This is a genomic window from Streptomyces sp. M41 (assembly GCF_043673425.1).
Taxonomy (GTDB): domain Bacteria; phylum Actinomycetota; class Actinomycetes; order Streptomycetales; family Streptomycetaceae; genus Streptomyces.
On the sequence record NZ_JBIMKE010000013.1, the window covers coordinates 155,267 to 172,388 of the forward strand.

At 70.2% G+C, this 17,122-nt stretch carries 17 protein-coding genes; 4 read left to right on the plus strand and 13 right to left on the minus strand.

Annotation, left to right across the window (positions count from 1 at the left end):
* Positions 1–280: 280 nt before the first annotated feature.
* Positions 281–937 carry a bifunctional DNA primase/polymerase gene (locus ACHBTE_RS18500; RefSeq protein ID WP_394725012.1) on the plus strand — a complete coding sequence of 219 codons (657 nt, stop codon included), beginning with the start codon at positions 281–283 and terminating at the stop codon, positions 935–937.
* Between the two features lie 125 nt (positions 938–1,062).
* Here the strand turns inward: ACHBTE_RS18500 and ftsY are convergent, their stop codons facing one another.
* Positions 1,063–2,274 (minus strand): signal recognition particle-docking protein FtsY, encoded by a 1,212-nt coding sequence (gene ftsY / locus ACHBTE_RS18505; RefSeq protein ID WP_394725013.1) that lies wholly within the window; start codon positions 2,272–2,274, stop codon positions 1,063–1,065.
* Positions 2,275–2,379: 105 nt separating this feature from the next.
* Here ftsY and ACHBTE_RS18510 point away from each other — a divergent pair, with 105 nt between their 5' ends.
* Positions 2,380–3,351, plus strand: coding sequence for an LLM class flavin-dependent oxidoreductase (locus ACHBTE_RS18510; RefSeq protein ID WP_394725014.1), 972 nt, complete (start codon positions 2,380–2,382; stop codon positions 3,349–3,351).
* A 117-nt stretch (positions 3,352–3,468) separates the two neighbouring features.
* Here the strand turns inward: ACHBTE_RS18510 and ACHBTE_RS18515 are convergent, their stop codons facing one another.
* From ACHBTE_RS18515 to ACHBTE_RS18530, 4 genes are all read right to left on the minus strand, one after another.
* Positions 3,469–4,884, minus strand: a complete 1,416-nt coding sequence (locus ACHBTE_RS18515) for a sugar porter family MFS transporter (protein WP_394725015.1) — start codon at positions 4,882–4,884, stop codon at positions 3,469–3,471.
* Positions 4,885–5,095: 211 nt separating this feature from the next.
* Positions 5,096–8,707, minus strand: coding sequence for a chromosome segregation protein SMC (smc, locus tag ACHBTE_RS18520; RefSeq protein ID WP_394725016.1), 3,612 nt, complete (start codon positions 8,705–8,707; stop codon positions 5,096–5,098).
* A 269-nt stretch (positions 8,708–8,976) separates the two neighbouring features.
* Positions 8,977–9,180: a hypothetical protein gene (locus tag ACHBTE_RS18525; protein ID WP_030048901.1), complete on the minus strand. Its 204-nt coding sequence runs from the start codon at positions 9,178–9,180 to the stop codon at positions 8,977–8,979.
* Between the two features lie 382 nt (positions 9,181–9,562).
* Entirely contained in the window at positions 9,563–9,844 is a 282-nt protein-coding gene (locus tag ACHBTE_RS18530; RefSeq protein WP_394725017.1) for an acylphosphatase, read from the minus strand.
* Between the two features lie 152 nt (positions 9,845–9,996).
* Here ACHBTE_RS18530 and ACHBTE_RS18535 point away from each other — a divergent pair, with 152 nt between their 5' ends.
* Entirely contained in the window at positions 9,997–11,148 is a 1,152-nt protein-coding gene (locus tag ACHBTE_RS18535) for a CAP domain-containing protein (RefSeq protein WP_394725018.1), read from the plus strand.
* Positions 11,149–11,207: 59 nt separating this feature from the next.
* Here the strand turns inward: ACHBTE_RS18535 and ACHBTE_RS18540 are convergent, their stop codons facing one another.
* Entirely contained in the window at positions 11,208–11,552 is a 345-nt protein-coding gene (locus ACHBTE_RS18540; protein WP_394725019.1) for a hypothetical protein, read from the minus strand.
* Between the two features lie 186 nt (positions 11,553–11,738).
* Here ACHBTE_RS18540 and ACHBTE_RS18545 point away from each other — a divergent pair, with 186 nt between their 5' ends.
* On the plus strand, positions 11,739–12,140 hold the full coding sequence (locus tag ACHBTE_RS18545; protein ID WP_394725020.1) for a winged helix-turn-helix transcriptional regulator: 402 nt from the start codon (positions 11,739–11,741) through the stop codon (positions 12,138–12,140).
* On the opposite strand, the gene mutM is transcribed toward ACHBTE_RS18545, so the two are convergent.
* The 7 genes from mutM to rsmD all read right to left on the minus strand — a co-directional run bounded on the left by mutM (position 12,113) and on the right by rsmD (position 17,114).
* The gene (mutM, locus tag ACHBTE_RS18550) at positions 12,113–12,973 is read right to left on the minus strand and encodes a bifunctional DNA-formamidopyrimidine glycosylase/DNA-(apurinic or apyrimidinic site) lyase (protein ID WP_394725021.1); all 861 of its coding nucleotides are present in this window, start codon (positions 12,971–12,973) and stop codon (positions 12,113–12,115) included. The genes ACHBTE_RS18545 and mutM overlap by 28 nt on opposite strands.
* An 82-nt stretch (positions 12,974–13,055) precedes the next feature.
* The gene (gene rnc, locus ACHBTE_RS18555) at positions 13,056–13,841 is read right to left on the minus strand and encodes a ribonuclease III (RefSeq protein ID WP_394725037.1); all 786 of its coding nucleotides are present in this window, start codon (positions 13,839–13,841) and stop codon (positions 13,056–13,058) included.
* A gap of 19 nt (positions 13,842–13,860) precedes the next feature.
* Positions 13,861–14,034 carry a 50S ribosomal protein L32 gene (gene rpmF / locus ACHBTE_RS18560; RefSeq protein WP_003951102.1) on the minus strand — a complete coding sequence of 58 codons (174 nt, stop codon included), beginning with the start codon at positions 14,032–14,034 and terminating at the stop codon, positions 13,861–13,863.
* Positions 14,035–14,036: 2 nt separating this feature from the next.
* Positions 14,037–14,678 (minus strand): YceD family protein, encoded by a 642-nt coding sequence (locus ACHBTE_RS18565; protein WP_394725023.1) that lies wholly within the window; start codon positions 14,676–14,678, stop codon positions 14,037–14,039.
* Positions 14,679–14,819: 141 nt separating this feature from the next.
* Positions 14,820–15,908 carry an ATP synthase F0 subunit B gene (locus ACHBTE_RS18570; RefSeq protein WP_394725024.1) on the minus strand — a complete coding sequence of 363 codons (1,089 nt, stop codon included), beginning with the start codon at positions 15,906–15,908 and terminating at the stop codon, positions 14,820–14,822.
* Between the two features lie 61 nt (positions 15,909–15,969).
* The gene (gene coaD, locus ACHBTE_RS18575; protein ID WP_394725025.1) at positions 15,970–16,449 is read right to left on the minus strand and encodes a pantetheine-phosphate adenylyltransferase; all 480 of its coding nucleotides are present in this window, start codon (positions 16,447–16,449) and stop codon (positions 15,970–15,972) included.
* Positions 16,450–16,475: 26 nt separating this feature from the next.
* Positions 16,476–17,114: a 16S rRNA (guanine(966)-N(2))-methyltransferase RsmD gene (gene rsmD, locus ACHBTE_RS18580; protein ID WP_394725038.1), complete on the minus strand. Its 639-nt coding sequence runs from the start codon at positions 17,112–17,114 to the stop codon at positions 16,476–16,478.
* Between the last annotated feature and the right edge of the window lie 8 nt (positions 17,115–17,122).

Here is a 17,122-nt window from a genome sequence, read left to right on the forward strand (position 1 = left end):
GATCACGGCCCCAGCCACGGCGATCCCGGAAACGCCACCATTCGCCACCCCTTCGAATGAACTAACGCTCGCCTCCGCGCGATTCACTTGACATAGGACGGCCCGAAGTGGGCGGAACGAAGCACTCGGGGGCGCATGTCGCGGAGTTGGCGACCGGAGTGCTCCCGAACGCCGCGTTGACCGAGCCACGCCGGCGGGTAACCGGCCGCCCAAGGACACGCAGGGTCACATGACGCATCCGCGTCGTAACCACCGGCGCGCTGGACCCGTTGGAGGGGGCATGGGCTTCACGATCGGCGGCATCCGGGAGATCCGGTCCGGCTCGCGTCGACGCGGTCGCTCCTCGGAGTGCACCGCCGTCGCCGAGTTCACCGGACTGTGGGGCTGGGACGTGGTGCCCGGCGCGCGTGCCGCCGCGGGCGCCTGCTCGTGCGGCCGTTCCGACTGCCGCAATCCCGGCGCACACCCCCTGGGCTTCGCTCCCCGCATCCCTGCCGGGGCCACCCTCGACGAGGCCACCAAGGCGTGGGCGGAGTTCCCGGGCGCGGCGGTGATGCTGCCGGTCGGGCAGGCGTTCGATGTGATCGAGGTGGCCGAGCCCGCCGGCCGCCGCGCGCTGACCCGGCTCGAGCGCATGGGACTCCCCCTCGGCCCGGTCACCGCCACCCCCGAGGGCCGCGCCCACTTCTTCGTCGCCCCCGGGGCCGCCGCCGAGCTCCCCGGACTGCTCTACCGCATGGGCTGGGACGACCCGACCCACCTGGATCTGCGCGGCCTCGGCCCGGGCGCGCACATCACGGCGCCGCCGTCCGACCGGGGCGGTCTGGGCCCGGTCCGCTGGCTGCGGCCACCGGCGCTGGACACGGCGACGAAGCCGCCGGCGGCGCGACTGCTGCTGGGCACGCTGGCCTACGTCGCACACAGGTCGCGCGCGTAGGACACGACCTAGGCGCAACCAGCGAAGCGCCCGTCCCCCAACTGCACCTTGGGAGGCGGGCGCTTCTCCGAGCGACCACATACGGAAATCCGTAGGTGAAATGTCCCTTTGTGGGTGTAGGTGTTTCACTCCCCGATAAGGGCGTCGACGAACGCCTCCGGCTCGAACGGCGCCAGGTCGTCGGCGCCCTCGCCCAGCCCGACCAGCTTCACCGGCACGCCCAGCTCGCGCTGGACCGCGACGACGATGCCGCCCTTGGCCGTGCCGTCCAGCTTGGTGAGCACGATGCCGGTGATGTCGACGACCTCGGCGAAGACCCGGGCCTGCACGAGGCCGTTCTGCCCGGTCGTGGCGTCCAGCACGAGCAGCACCTCGTCCAGCGGCGCGTGCTTCTCCACGACCCGCTTGACCTTGCCGAGCTCGTCCATGAGGCCGGCCTTGGTGTGCAGACGCCCGGCGGTGTCGATGAGGACGACGTCCGAGCCCATCTCCTTGCCCTCCTTCACCGCGTCGAAGGCGACGGAGGCGGGGTCGCCGCCCTCGGGACCGCGCACGGTGTAGGCGCCGACCCGCTCGCCCCAGGTCTGGAGCTGGTCGGCGGCGGCGGCACGGAAGGTGTCCGCGGCGCCCAGGACGACGCTGCGGCCGTCGGCGACGAGGACACGGGCGAGCTTGCCGGTGGTGGTGGTCTTGCCGGTGCCGTTGACGCCGACGACCATGACGATGCCGGGCTTGCTGGTCTCCGGTTCGGTCTTGACCGTGCGGTCGAATTCGGTGCCGACCAGCTTGAGCAGCTCTTCGCGCAGCAGGCCGCGCAGCTCGGCGGGCGTGCGGGTGCCGAGCACCTTCACGCGCTCGCGCAGGCCCTCGACCAGCTCCTGGGTGGGCGCCACACCGACGTCGGCGGTGAGCAGCGTGTCCTCGATCTCCTCCCAGGTGTCCTCGTCGAGGTGCTCGCGCGACAGGAGCGTGAGCAGCCCCTTGCCGAGCGCGTTCTGGGAGCGGGAGAGCCGGGCGCGCAGCCGGATCAGGCGGCCGGCGGTGGGCTCCGGCACCTCGATCGCGGTCGGCGGGAGCTCTTCGACGACGGGCGGTTCCTCGACGGCGACCCCGGTCGAGCCGTCGGGCAGGTCCACCTCCTCTATGGTCCGGCGCTCTTCGTCGCGCGGTGTCTCGGCCTCGTCGCCGACGTGCGGCTCGGCCGGAGGGGCAGTGATGTCGGGGGCGGCCGGGGGCGGCGGAGGCAGCTGCTTCTTGCGCCGGCTGCCGACGATGAGCCCGCCGAGCGCGCCGAGCACGACCACGGCGATGACTACAGCAAGGATGACGATGTCCATAACGCGTCCAGTATCGGCCATGGAGTCCGGCGACACCCCTCTGGATGTCTGACACACCGTCAGCTAACGTCCGCTTTCACACCCGCCCGGTGAAGGGGGACCCCTATGCCCGTCACGGTCGTACGCTTCAACCTCGTCGAGCCCGACGCGACCCCCGCCTCGCTCGCCGCCCGTTACCGGGCCGCCCTGGAGATGGCGGCCTACGCCGACGAGCGCGGCATCACCACCGTGCAGACGGAGGAGCACCACGGCGCCGAGAACAACTGGCTGCCGTCCCCCTTCGCCTTCGCCTCCGCGGTCTTCGGCGCGACCCGGACCATCGCCGTCACGGTCTCCGCGATCATCGGCCCGCTGCACGACCCACTGCGCCTCGCCGAGGACATCGCCGTACTGGATCTGCTGAGCGGCGGACGACTCGTGACGGTGGCGGGCATCGGGTACCGCCCCGAGGAGTACGCCCTGTTCGACGTGGACTGGAAGCGGCGCGGCAGGCTCCAGGACGAGCTGCTGGAGACGTTGCTGAAGGCGTGGACGGGCGAGCCCTTCGAGTACCGGGGCCGTACGGTACGGATCACTCCGCGCCCGTTCACCGACCCGCACCCCCTGCTGCTGGTCGGCGGCTCCTCGAAGGCCGCCGCGCGCCGGGCCGCCCGGCTCGGCCTGCCGTTCTTCCCCAGCGCGCATCTGCCGGAGCTGGAGGCGTACTACAAGGAGCGGCTGGTGGAGTACGGCACCGAGGGCTGGACGATGATGCCGGCCGCCGAGACACCGCTGCTGCACATCGCCGAGGACCCCGACCGGGCCTGGGCGCAGTACGGCCGGCACTTCCTGCACGAGGCACGGACGTACGCCTCCTGGCAGTCCGGCGAGATCCGCTCGGCGGTGAAGTCGGCGGCCACGAGCGTGCCGGAGCTGCGCGCCGAGGGCGTGTACCGGATCGTCACGCCCGACGAGTGCGTGGCCCTGGGGTTCGACAACTACGTCCTGCACCCGCTGTCGGGCGGGATGCCGGTGGAAGAGGGGTGGCGGAGCCTCAGGCTGTTCTGCGAGCGGGTGCTGCCAGGGCTCGGCGACTGACCGGCCGTACACGACACCGCCGCCCCGGCTCCGGCAGTGGCCGAGCCGGGGCGGCGGCGTGGTTACGGGGAGAGGGGCAGCGGGGACTTGGCCCTTCCCCCCGGGTCCGGGGGCCGGTCAGCCCATCTCCTCCAGCTTCTTGCCCTTGGTCTCGGGCACGAACTTGAGGATGAAGGGGATGGAGAGGAAGGCGAACACCGCGTACATGACGTAGGTGAGCGACAGGTTCCAGTCCGCCAGGTCCGGGAAGGTGATCGTGATCAGCCAGTTGGCGATCCACTGGGCCGACGCGGCCACGCCCAGGGCGGCGGCGCGGATCTTGTTCGGGAAGACCTCGCCGAGCATGACCCAGACGACCACGCCCCAGGACAGGGCGAAGAAGAGGACGAAGGCGTTGGCGGCGATCAGCGCCACATAGCCCTGCGCGGTCGGCAGCGGGTCGTTGCCGCTCTGGAAGGAGAACGCCCAGGCCGCCGCCGCGAGGGCGATGCCCATGCCGATGGAGCCGATGAGGGCGAGCGGCTTGCGGCCGATGCGGTCGACGAAGATCATCGCGATCACGGTGCCGATGATGTTGATGATCGAGGTCTCGAACGAGTAGAAGAACGAGCTCGACGGGTCGACGCCGACGGACTGCCACAGCAGGTTCGAGTAGTAGAAGATGACGTTGATGCCGACCAGCTGCTGGAAGACGGAGAGGCCGATACCGATCCACACGATCGGCAGGAGGCCGGACCTGCCGCCCAGCAGGTCCTTGAAGGTGGACTTGTGGTCGCTGCGCATGGCCTGGTCGATCTCAGCGACACGGCTGTCCAGGTCGATGTCGCCCTCGACGTCGGCGAGCACCTTCTTGGCGTCGGTGATACGGCCGACGCTGATCAGATAGCGCGGGGACTCGGGGATGGCGAAGGAGAGCAGCCCGTAGACGATCGCGGGCACGAGCATCACGCCGAGCATCCACTGCCAGGCTTCCAGGCCCGCGACCGTGCCTCGCTCCTCGCCGTCGGCCATGTTCAGGATGGCCCAGTTCACGAGCTGGGAGACGGCGATGCCGATGACGATGGCGGCTTGCTGGAACGAGGCGAGCCGGCCGCGGTAGGCGGGAGGGGCGACTTCGGCGATGTAGGCCGGGCCGATGACGGAGGCCATGCCGATGGCGATGCCGCCGAGGACCCGCCAGGCCGCGAGGTCCCACGCGGCGAAGGGCAGGCCGGAGCCGACGGCGCTCACGGCGAACAGCACGGCCGCGATCTGCATGACGCGGATACGGCCGATGCGGTCGGCTATGCGGCCGGCGACGGCCGCTCCCACGGCGCTGCCGAGCAGGGCGCAGGCGGCGACGGTTCCGGTCGCGCCGGAGCTGAGGTCGAACCGGGCCTGGATGCCGCCGTTCGCTCCGTTGATCACCGAGCTGTCGTAGCCGAACAGGAAGCCGCCCATGGCGGCAGCCGCGGTGATGAAGACGACGTGCCCGAGATGCTCGGGATGAGCCGTCCTGGCTCCTGGCGTGGGTGCCTGCGCTGTGCTGGTCACGTGTACTCCTCGGGCGCCGGCAACGCTGCCGGGTGGGGGGTCAGCCCCTCCAAGTGGTGATACCTGAAGGTAAAAGCAACGTTGCAGAGACTATGCCTTCAAGTATCGAAGTCAATAGGTGAAGTGCTGTGAGTTTGGAGACGCGACGAGGTGACGTGTGTTCACTTCTTGAAGAGAACGTGAAGTGCGAGGCAGTGCCGGCGGAACGACGTCAGCGAAGCCGCTGGCTGATCACCTTGGAGACACCGTCGCCCTGCATGGAGACGCCGTACAACGCGTCGGCGACCTCCATCGTGCGCTTCTGATGCGTGATCACGATCAGCTGCGAGGCTTCCTGCAACTCCTGCATGATCCGGATCAGCCGCTGGAGATTGGTGTCGTCGAGCGCGGCCTCGACCTCGTCCATGACATAGAACGGGCTCGGCCTGGCCTTGAAGATCGACACCAGCATCGCCACGGCCGTCAGCGACCGCTCGCCGCCGGACAGCAGGCTGAGCCGCTTCACCTTCTTGCCCGGCGGGCGGGCCTCGACGTCCACGCCGGTGGTGAGCATGTTGTCGGGATCGGTCAGGATCAGCCGTCCCTCACCCCCGGGGAACAGCCGGCTGAAGACGCCCTCGAACTCCCGGGCCGTGTCCCGGTAGGCCTCGGTGAAGACCTGCTCGACGCGCTCGTCGACCTCCTTGACGACCTGGAGCAGATCGGCGCGGGTCTTCTTCAGGTCCTCCAGCTGCTCGCTGAGGAACTTGTGCCGTTCCTCCAGCGCCGCGAACTCCTCCAACGCCAGCGGGTTGACCTTGCCGAGCTGCTGGTAGGCCCGCTCGGCGGCCTTGAGCCGCTTCTCCTGCTCGCCCCGCCGAAACGGCCTCGGCTGGTTGCGCGGGTGCTCCGGGTCCTCGGGGAGCTGCTCGCCCTCGGCGGCCAGGGACGGCGGTACGAGCTGGTGGGGCCCGTACTCGGAGACGAGCCCGGCGGGTTCCACGCCCAGCTCCTCCAGCGCCTTGGTCTCCAGCTGCTCGATCCGCATCCGCTTCTCGGCGCCGAGGACCTCCCCGCGGTGGACGGAGTCGGTCAGCTTGTCGAGCTCGGCCTTGAGATCGCGGCCCGCGTCACGGGCCCGGGCCAACTCCTGCTCGCGGCGGGCCTTGGCGGCCTCGGCGGCGGTGCGCTCCTCGTCGGCCCGGGCGAGGGAGACCTCGACGTGCGCGAGCAGCTGGCGGGCGCCGGCGGCCACGGCCTCCGCGACAGCCGCCTCGTGGCGCAGCCGGGCCCGCCGCTGGTCGGCACGCGCGCGTGCCTCGCGTTCGGCACGGGCGGCCCGGTCGAGGGAGTCGGCACGTCCGGCGAGCCCCTTGACCCGCTCCTCGTGCGTGCGCGCCTGGAGCCGGGCCTCCATCTCGGTCTGCCGTGCGTTGGCACCGTCGGCGGCGAGACGGTCCCGTACCGAGGTGTCGGGCTCCTCCTCGACCGGCATCTCCTCGGCCACGGCGAGCCGCTCGGCGAGTTCCTCGGCGTCCTGGAGGGCCTTGTCGAGCGCCTCCTGCGCCCGTGCGGCGGCGGCCACGGAACGCTCCGCTTCGCCCGCCGCGCCCCTCGCCTGGCCCGCGAGCCGACCGAGCTGCTGGGCCACGGATGACTTCTCCCGGTCGGCCGCCCGGCGCCGCTCCCCCAGCTCCTCGACGTGTACGGCGCACTCCTTGCGTCGGTCGGCCGCCGCTTGTTGAGCCTGAGCCAGCTCCTCGCAACGCACCGCCAGCTCCGCCGACTCTGCGGCGGCCTCGTCGACGGAGGCCTGAACTTCGAGGAGGCTCGGCGCTCCGGCGGACCCGCCATGCGCGAAATGCGCGCCGAGGAGGTCGCCCTCGGCGGTCACGGCGGTGAGGTGGGGGTGGGCGTAGACGAGGTCTTCGGCATCCTCAAGGGTGCCTACGACGACGATGCCGTGGAGGAGACGACGTACTGCGGGCATGAGGTCGGTGGGGCCGTGGACGAAGTTCGCCGCGGGTGGCGCCGATCCCTGAAGTCCGGCGTCCGCGTGCTCATCGTGGCTGGGCGCGCGGTTCCCCGCGCCCCTGTCCGGCGTTGCGGTCCGCGCGCCTTCGAACTCACTCGCCAGCAGCAGGGCCGCCCTTCCCCCGTCCTGCTTGCGCAGCAACCGGATCGCCTCCGCCGCTGCCGACGGCGATGTCACAGCGATCGCATCCGCCGCCGCTCCGAAGGCCGCCGCCAGCGGCACCTCGTAGCCCGGCTGCACCGTCAGCAGCTCCGCCGCCGGACCCAGCACCCCTGTGAGCCGGTCCTTCGCCCCGAGCAGCGCCCCACTGCCGTCCTTGCGCCGCAGCCCGAGCGCCAGCGCCTCGTGGCGGGCTTGCGTGGCCGCGCGGCCCCGTTCCGCCGCGGTGGCGGCCTCACGGGCCGCCGTAAGGGCTGCCTCGGCCTCGGTGAGCCGCTGCTTGGCCGCCTCGTGCTGCTCGGCGAGCTCGGCGTCGCCGGCGTCCAGGCCGTCGACCTCGGCCTTGAGGGCCTCGTACTCCTCCTGTGCGGCGACGGCCCGCTCCTGGGCCTCGTCGCGGGCGGCGGCCAGCCGGTCGATCTCTGCCTGGGCGGAGGCCGCGCGCGAACGAGCCGCGTTGACCTGCCCGTTCAGCCGCGCCAGGCCCTCGCGGCGGTCGGCGATCGCGCGGGCGACATCCTTCAGGCGCCGCTCTTCCTGTACGAGCTCGCGTTCCAGTTCGGCACGGTGGGCGACCGTGTCCTCCAAGGCACGCTCGGCCGCCTCCAGGGCCGCTGCCAGCTCGGCCTCCTGCTCGCGGATCCGGGCGGCCTCTCGCTCCATGTCCTCGGGGTCGCGGCCCCGGCGCTCCTCCGGCGGCGCGGACGTCGCGCTCTTCACGCGCGCGTCGGCCAGCGAGATGGTGCCGCGCACCCGCTCGGCGAGCTGGGACAGCTCGTACCAGGTCTGCCGGCCCCGCTGGAGGCGCGGCGAGAGCTGCCGTACTTCGTCCTCCAGGAGGGCCTCACGCTGGAGAGCCTTCTTCAGCTCCTGCTCGGTGCCCTCCTTGCGCTCCTTCAGCGCGGCCTCGTCGGCGACCTCGGCCTGCAGCGCCTCCCGCAGCGTTACGAGGTCGTCGGCGAGCAGGCGGAGCCGGGCGTCGCGGAGGTCGGCCTGGATGACCGCGGCCCGGCGCGCGACCGCGGCCTGCCGGCCGAGCGGCTTGAGCTGCCTTCTGAGCTCGTCGGTGAGGTCCTGCACCCTCGCGAGATTGGCCTGCATCGCGTCCAGCTTGCGAAGGGCCTTCTCCTTGCGCTTGCGGTGCTTGAGGACGCCCGCGGCCTCCTCGATGAAGGCGCGGCGGCCCATGGGATCGGCGTGCAGGACGGAGTCGAGCTGGCCCTGGCCGACGATCACGTGCATCTCGCGGCCGATGCCGGAGTCGGACAGCAGTTCCTGGATGTCGAGCAGCCGGCAGGTGTCGCCGTTGATCTGGTACTCGCTGCCACCGTTGCGGAACATGATGCGCGTGATGGTGACCTCGGCGTACTCGATGGGCAGCGCCCCGTCGGAGTTGTCGATGGTCAGCGACACCTCGGCCCGGCCCAGCGGCGGGCGGCCGGTGGTGCCGGCGAAGATGACGTCCTCCATCTTGCCGCCGCGCAGCGACTTGGCGCCCTGCTCACCCATGACCCAGCTGAGCGCGTCCACGACGTTGGACTTCCCCGAACCGTTCGGTCCGACGACGCACGTGATGCCCGGCTCGAAGCGGAGCGTGGTCGCCGAGGCGAACGACTTGAACCCTCGGAGGGTCAGGGCCTTGAGGTGCACGCCGCTGGACTCTACCTTCCGCCGATGTCTCGCTCCATGAACGCACGGTTTCGCCGGTGAACGCGCAGGGCACATCAGACGTTGAAGAGGGTGAAAGGATGCGCGGGCCAGTAAGCCCGGAGCCGGGGGCAAGAAAGAAGGGACGCCGAAGCGTCCCTTGCAACTCTGACGGCTGAATACGGCGGCCGTCTGACAACTTAGCGGTTGAACTCAACCTTTGATACGGGCAGCGCAACCACTGCTGGTGCTGTCGTGGAGCGATGCAGTGATCAGGTGAGCGCAGGCTCCGCCTGGTGTGCGTCGATGCTCTCCATGATCCTGTCGTGAGAAGCGGCAGCCGTCAGCGCGTCGTTCTCCGCCTGGATCCGTCCGAGCTCGGATTCCAGGTCCTGGACGCGCTGCTGGAGCCGTCGCATCTCGGCGAGGAGTCGAGGGTCGGAGCCGCCGACGTAACCGAGAAGCGCCTTTGCCATGATGGATGGTCCTCCACAATGAGTGACCGACCGATGCGGTGTGGGTCGTGAGGGATTCGCACCCGCGGTTGCTTGGCAGGCCTGGAGTTGTGCTGCCGTTCAGCCACGCCAAACAGCTAAGGTGCGCGGGGCTTTCAGCGTCTCACCAAAAAGTTTGACGGTCAACACGATCACGCCCCGTATCGGCGGGAAACCCGGGGGCACACGGCCTACGAGCGGCGGTGCGACGACTCCTGCGGGCCCCTCGGGGCGTGGCGATCATTCTTAGGTGCGGAGCCTGCCACTACGCGCGCTTCTTGGCAACCACCTGCCCATTTCTGCTCCCGGCGGTTGCCGGTGGCAGATTCCCGCGCTCACACCGGGGCGGGTTCACCGAACCGGCTCACCGGATGGCAAAGCCGTCGTAACCCCCGCGTGGTGTGTCCCAGATCTCGGTGACACCGTCCACACGCCCGGGCGTGTCGGCTCCCTGGAGCCAGTCGAGGAGTCCTTCGCAGCCCTTTCGAGGACCCTCCGCGACCACCTGGACCCGGCCGTCCGCCAAATTGAGAGCAAAACCACTCAGGCCGCCGATCTCGAGCGCCTTGGCCCGCGTGAACCAGCGAAAACCCACACCTTGGACGCGTCCACGCACCCAGGCGACCAACCGCACATCCTCGCTCATGAGTGCAACCTAACGGGCCAATGTCTCTCGGGACACTTCCTCCCCTCGCGCCATGCGGTACCGTCCCCACCCAATGAATCTCATATGAAACTCACTCGATCGTGTGAGTTCTGTGAGGACGTTGAGACTGCACGGACGAGGAAGGCCAGGACATGGGACGCCACCGACGCTCCGCCGCCGGACGCGCCGCCACGGGCCGCGCCACGGGGGTCACACATACGGACGGCTCCTCCACGGAGCGCCACGACCCTCTGAACTCGTACCCGAACGAGCGCCCGACCATGGGCATCGCTCCCTACCTCAACCCCGAGGCGTACGCGGAGGCCTACGCGAAGAGCGACGCCTACCTCTTCGCCGAGGACGAGGGCTACGACCGGATCACCGGCCCGACGACGTTCCCCGGCGACGACACGGCGGTGACCGCGTCCTTCCGCAGCGAGGGCTTCCGGCCCGACGGCGGGTCCGGGCACCCCGGGGGCCGCTCGCGCCGCCGCAAGAAGAAGGCCGCCGCGCCGGTGAAGACCGGGCTGCTCGGCGTCTCCGCCGCGGTCGCGATCGGCACGGTCGCGGTGGCCACGGGTGTGGTGCCCGGCATCGACAACTACCAGCTCGGCGGGGGCTCCAGCCCGGACAGGGTGCGGGCCGCCGACTCGCCCACCAACTCCCCCAGCGAGCAGGGCGGCACGTCCGGCAGCGCCGAGCGCCAGGAGGGCGGCGCCCCGGCGAGCCGCGACGTCCAGCGGCCCGCCTCGCCGGCCCCGTCGACCTCCTCGGCCGCGCCGACGAAGACCCCGTCGAAGACGCCGTCGGCCACGCCCAGCGAGAAGCCCAAGGAGAACACTCCTTCGCGTACGGCCACGAAGACCCCAGAGAAGCCGCAGAAGCCGGTGGAGAAGACGGCCGAAGCGCCCGTGACCGTGTCCGCCGAGGCGGCTGCCGCGGCCGAGGTGCTGAAGCTGGTCAACGCCGAGCGCGCCCAGGTGGGATGCAGCCCGGTCGCCGCCAACAGTTCGCTCGCCGACCTGGCCCAGGACTTCAGCGAGGACATGGCGAAGCGGGACTTCTTCGACCACACCGATCCGAGCGGGGCGTCCCCCTGGGACCGGGCCGCGAAGGCCGGCATCACCGACCTGGGCGGCGAGAACATAGCCCGCGGCCAGGCCGACGCCGCCGCGGTGATGAAAGCCTGGATGAACAGCCCGGGCCACAAGGCAAACATCCTGAACTGCGACTTCAAGACCCTGGGCGTAGGTGTGCACCTCGGCGCCGGCGGGCCTTGGTGGACGCAGGACTTCGGCTATTGAGCCACCACCGAACACAGCCCGGGGCCCGGGCGCGTCCGCGCGCTTCGGGCCCTCGGTCGTCAGTCCTCGGCGAGGCCCACGGGACGCAGTGCCGATCTGTAGTCGCCGGTGGTGACGAGCTGGTCGATGACCTCGACCATGGCGGGGATGCCGGGGTCGCGGACGATGAGGTTGTCCCAGCAGTAGAAGTAGCGCCCGCCGAGGCACTCGCCGGTGTTCGCGTGGTGGTCCATGAGGCGGCGCGCCTCGTCGATGGTGAAGACGGTCCCGGTCCACCGCTGCCCGTCGGTGAACGTCACCCACATGTCGACGTTGCAGACGTCTTCGGGGTCCTCTCCCGCGTCGGGGACGAAGCAGATCTCGTATGCGTCCCTGCGCACCCGGTAGAACGGGCCATCCCACATGTTCCCCCCAAGGCGCCGTCCCCCCGCGGCCGGCTCGAGCGGCAGGCTACTGCGGGGGCGGCGGCTTGCGCTCGTTCATTTCGGCGCCCTTCAAGCGGCCACTCGGCCCTGGAGGGCGATTGCACTGCGCTAACTACTGGTTAGTGCAACCTGTCAGTTAGCGCTGTGTTCGAGTAGGCTTCAGCCATGGACACCACGCAGGAGCGCTCGGAGGCACAGGACCTGCCGTACAACGTGTTCGCGAAGGCGTGCCCGTCACGCGGCACGCTGGAGCATGTCACGGGGCGCTGGGGCGGACTCACGCTCGGCGCGCTGTACGAGGGCTCGCTGCGCTTCAACGAGCTGCGCCGCCGCGTCGACGGTGTCAGCGAGAAGATGCTGTCCCAGACCCTGCACGCCCTGGAGCGCGACGGCCTGGTGCACCGCGACGCCCAGCCGACCAACCCGCCCCGGGTGGACTACGAGCTGACGCCCCTGGGACGCGGCGTCGCCGAGCGGCTGCTGAACCTGATCCACTTCGTGGAGGGGCAGATGGACGACGTGCTGGCGGCGCGGGAGCGTTACGACGAGACGCGCGGCGCCCGCTGACACTTCGGACAGAAGTAGCTGGACCGGTTCATCCAGGGCCGCCGGCGCATCGGCGTACCGCACCGCTTGCAGGGCAGCCCTTCACGGCCGTACGCGTCCAGCGAGCGGTCGAAGTAGCCCGACTCGCCGTTGACGTTGACGTAGAGGCTGTCGAAGCTGGTCCCGCCCACCGAGAGGGCCGCGTTCATCACGTCCCGTACATGGCCCAGGAGTTCGAGGGTGCGCGGGCGGGTGAAGCCGGCCGTGGGACGGTCGTAGTGGAGGCGGGCGCGCCAAAGGGCCTCGTCCGCATAGATGTTGCCGACACCGCTGATCAACGACTGGTCGAGCAGGGCCCGTTTGATGGTGCTGCGCTTGCGGCGCAGTGCCTGGTGGAACGCCTCGTCGTCGAAGAGCGGGTCCAGGGGGTCGCGGGCGATGTGTGCGATGACGTCGGGCAGGCCGTCGGGGGCGTTGTCGTGCAACGACAGCCCGCCGAAGGTGCGTTGGTCGACGAAGCGCAGTTCGGTGGCGAGGGAGTCCGCGAAGCGCACGCGGATCCGCAGATGCTTCTCGTCCGGTGCGGAGTGCGGCTGGACCAGCAGCTGACCGCTCATGCCGAGGTGCGCGAGGATCGACTGGCCGGTGTCCGCCAGCGGCAGCCACAGGTACTTGCCTCGCCTGCTCGGCGTGCCGATCCGGTGCCCTTGGAGGCGGTGCGCGAAGTCGTCCGAGCCCGCGATGTGCCGGCGTACGGCACGCGGGTGCAGCACTTCGACGTCGGCGACCGTACGGTGGGCGACCCACCGCTCCAGGCCGCGCCGTACGACCTCGACCTCGGGCAACTCAGGCATCGGATCCCCCGTACACACCTTGCGGGTATGGCCCGAGCGCCCGCCCCATGGCCGGGACGGGCGCTCGGATCGCGCTGTTCGGTCAGGCGGAGGCCGACGCGTCCGCGTCGGGCCCGACGGCGTTCGCAGCCGCCTTCTTGGCGCGCTCCTCCGCGGCGGCCTTGATGGCCCGCCACGCGGATTCGGCTGCCTGCTGCTCCGCCTCCTTCTTGCTGCGGCCGGTGCCGGTGCCGTACGAGACGCCTCCGACGCGGGCGGCAGCAGTGAAGGTCTTCTCGTGGTCGGGGCCGGTCTCCGTGACCAGGTACTCGGGCACGCCGAGCCCCTCGGTCGCGGTGAGCTCCTGGAGACTGGTCTTCCAGTCCAGGCCGGCTCCGAGGTTCGAGGACTTCTCGATCAGGGGGTCGAAGAGGCGGTGCACCAGCTCCGCCGCCGAGTCCAGTCCCTGGTCGAGATAGACCGCGCCGATCACCGCTTCCAGGGTGTCGGCGAGGATGGATGCCTTGTCCCGGCCGCCCGTGCCCTCTTCACCACGGCCGAGCCGGATGAAGGCGCCCAGGTCGAGTCCACGGCCGACCTCCGCCAGCGCACGCGAGTTGACCACCGCGGCCCGCAGCTTGGCCAGCTGGCCTTCGGGCAGGTCGGGGTGGGTGCGGTACAGCGTGTCCGTGACCACCAGGCCGAGCACGGAGTCCCCGAGGAACTCCAGGCGCTCATTGGTGGGCAGACCGCCGTTCTCGTACGCGTAGGAGCGGTGGGTCAGCGCACGCACCAGAAGGGCGGACTCGAGCTTGTACCCGAGCCGCCCTTCCAACAGCGTGTGGGACGAGGCCTGGTTGTCCGTTGCGTTCTTCTTCGGCGTGGACACAGTGCCTCTCACCAGCCGCTCAGACCTCGAGGACCTGGCGCTTGTTGTAGGTGCCGCAAGACGGGCACGCGATGTGCTGCTGCTTGGGCTCGTGGCAGCGCTCGCACGCAACCAGGGTGGGGACCGCAGCCTTCCACTGCGACCGGCGGTGGCGCGTGTTGCTGCGCGACATCTTCCGCTTCGGAACAGCCACGGCTACTTCTCCTGCTTCTCGTCGACGCCCGGTTCGGCGCCGCTCATCTCGTCCTTCTCGCCGTCTCCGAGTGAACCGGCGAGTCCCTGCAGTGCCGCCCAACGGATGTCGACGGCGTCATGATGGTGGTCCGGGTCGTCCGCGAGACGTGCTCCGCACTCGGCGCACAGTCCAGGGCAGTCTTCCTGGCACACCGGCTGCATCGGCAGTGCGAGCACCACCGCATCGCGCAGCACGGGTTCGAGGTCGAACAGGCCGTCCTCGAGAAAGAGCCTGTCCTCGTCGTCCTCGGCGTCGTCGCCGGGTTCCGCGCTGTGATGGCGGCCCCGGTCGTCGGCGTCAGGGTACGAGAACATCTCCTGGAATTCCGCTTCGACGTCGAGCTGAAGCGGCTCCAGACACCTTACGCACTCCCCCTCGGCCTGTGCACGGGCGGTGCCTGTGACAAGCACCCCTTCCATGACCGACTCGAGCCGGAGTTCGAGCTCCACCGGGGCGCCTTCCGGCACTCCGACGACTCCCTGGATACCGAGGTCCTTGGGAGCGTCGACCTCGCGGGTCAGGCGCTGCAGCGCACCGGGCCGCCGGCCCAGCTCGTGTGTGTCGAACACGAGAGGGTTGCGGTGGTCGAGGCGGGCTGTCACGCCATTCCTGCTTTCGATCTGCTGAGCTCAGGGGGTTCACTGCCCATCGGTGCTTTGCGGGCAGCGGTGATCGCGGACGTACGCGCGACCGAAGAGCCAGGATACTGGACCTTGCGCTCACGGCCCAATCCGGTGGCTCCCCTACTGGCCGCGGCCCTGCTCGTACGCCCTCAGCTGCTCGGCACTGATCATGCTGGTGTCGAAGAGGCTGGTCTCGTCGAGGGCGTAGCCCTGACCGGACGGCTGGGCCTGTTGGGCCTGCTGGGTCTGTTGAGCCTGCTGGGCCTGGTTCGGGTCGTAGGCGGCCTGCTGGGGGGCGTAGCCCTGGTAGGCGTAGGGGTCGGCCTGCTGGTAGCCGTACGGGTCCTGCTGGCCGCCGTAGCCCTGCTGGTAGCCGTACGGGTCCGCGCCCTGCTGCTGGTACCCGTACGCCGGCTGCACGGCCTGATGGTCGTAGCGCTGCTGCTCCGGTACGGCCGGCGGCTCGGCCGGGGCCGCCGGGGCGTCCCGTTCCGCTAGGGCGGCGAGGTCGGCGAGGTAGTCGGCGTCGCTGGAGTGCTGCAGGGTGCTCGGGTCGTCGGAGAGGGAGCCGAGGTCGTCGGAGGCGATCCGGCCGTGCAGCTTCTGCCGGCCGCGGCCGACCGCCTCCAGGGTCTTGGCCAGGACCGCCTCGAAGGCGCCCAGCTTGACGTCGACGTATTCGTCGGCGCTGCGGCGCAGGGTCTGCGGGTCGTGGCTGCGCTCGGGGGCGTCCTCGTCCTCGTAGCCGTTCTCGTCGGTGCCGGGGCCGGTGCCGAGGAGCTTCTCGCGGCCCCGGCCGACGGAGCCGAGGGTCTTGGTGAGGACGACCTCGAAGTTGGCGAGCTTGGAGTCGACGTAGTCGTCGGCCTCCGCGCGGATCTCCTCGGCCTCCTGGCGGGCCTCGCCGAGGATGCGGTCGGCCTCGGCCCGGGAGCGGCGGGCGACCTCGGTGTCGGAGATCAGCGAGCCGCGCTCGGCGTGCGCGCCCTGGATGATCCGCTCGGCCTCCTGGCGGGCCTGTTCGACCATCTGCTCACGGCCGCCGATCAGCTCCTGGGCCTGGGCGAGGGAACCGGGCAGGGCCGCACGGACCTCTTCCAGCATCGAGAGCAGTTCGGCGCGGTTGACCACGCACGAGGCCGACATGGGCATCGACCGGGCACCTGAGATCGACGCGACGATCTCGTCGAGCTTCTTCTGCACGTCCACCGTGTGCTCGCCACTCTCTACAGCTGTGATGGAGACGGACGGGACGACTGTAGCCGCCCGTTCAGCTTTGGCGCAGACGCTTGTTGAGGGCCTCCAAAACCACCGGCGGCACCAGGTGCGCAACGTCGCCGCCCCAGGTGGCCACCTCCTTGACCAGGGAGGAGGACATGAAGCTGTAAGTGGGATTGGTCGGCACGAAAAGCGTCTCGACGCCCGACAGGCCGTTGTTCATCTGCGCCATCTGCAGCTCGTAGTCGAAGTCGCTGACGGCGCGCAGGCCCTTGACGATGGCCGGGATGTCGCGCTGCTTGCAGAAGTCGACGAGAAGGCCGTGGAAGGCCTCGACGCGGACGTTGCCGTACTCGGCCGTGACCTGACGGATCAGATCGAGCCGCTCGTCGACCTCGAACAGGCCCTTCTTGGCCTTGTTGATCATGACGGCGACATAGACCTCGTCGTACAGCTTGGAGGCGCGGGAAATGATGTCGAGGTGTCCGTTGTGGATCGGGTCGAACGACCCGGGACAGACGGCGCGGCGCACTTGTGATCCCTCGCTCTCGGGTCCGGTCATCGTGCGTCTTCGCACGCGGAGGCGTTGTCGCACGTAGCGGCGGCGCGACCGTACCAAAACGTTCCCTCGCCGTAACGACGGGCCCGGAGCCCCTCGAAACCGTCGGGCCACCGGAATTCCCCGCCCCTGGTGCTGCGCTCCACGGTGACGAGTGCGTCAGGCGCGAGCCAGCCCCCTGAGCGGAGTGTGAGGAGAATCTCGCGAAGATCGTCGTCCGAGACGGCGTACGGCGGGTCCAGGAAGACCAGGTCGTACGGCTCGGCCGGTGCGGGGGTCCGGATGATCTGTTCGGCTTTGCCCGATCTCACCTCGGCACCGGGGAGGCCGAGGCTCTTCACGTTCTCGCGGATCACTCGGGCGGCCCGGGCGTCCGCCTCCACCAGGAGGGTGTGGCCGGCGCCGCGGGAGAGCGCCTCCAGGCCGACGGCGCCGGAGCCGGCGTAGAGGTCGAGGACGCGCTCGCCGTCCAGGGGGCCGCCGAGGAGGGACTGCCAGGTGGAGAACAGGCCCTCGCGTGCGCGGTCCGAGGTGGGGCGAGTGCCGGTTCCTGGCGGGACGGCCAGGCGCCGGCCGCCGGCTGCGCCGGCGATCACGCGGGTCATGTGTGGTCCTTGGTGGTAAACGGCTTGGGCTATCAGTGTGG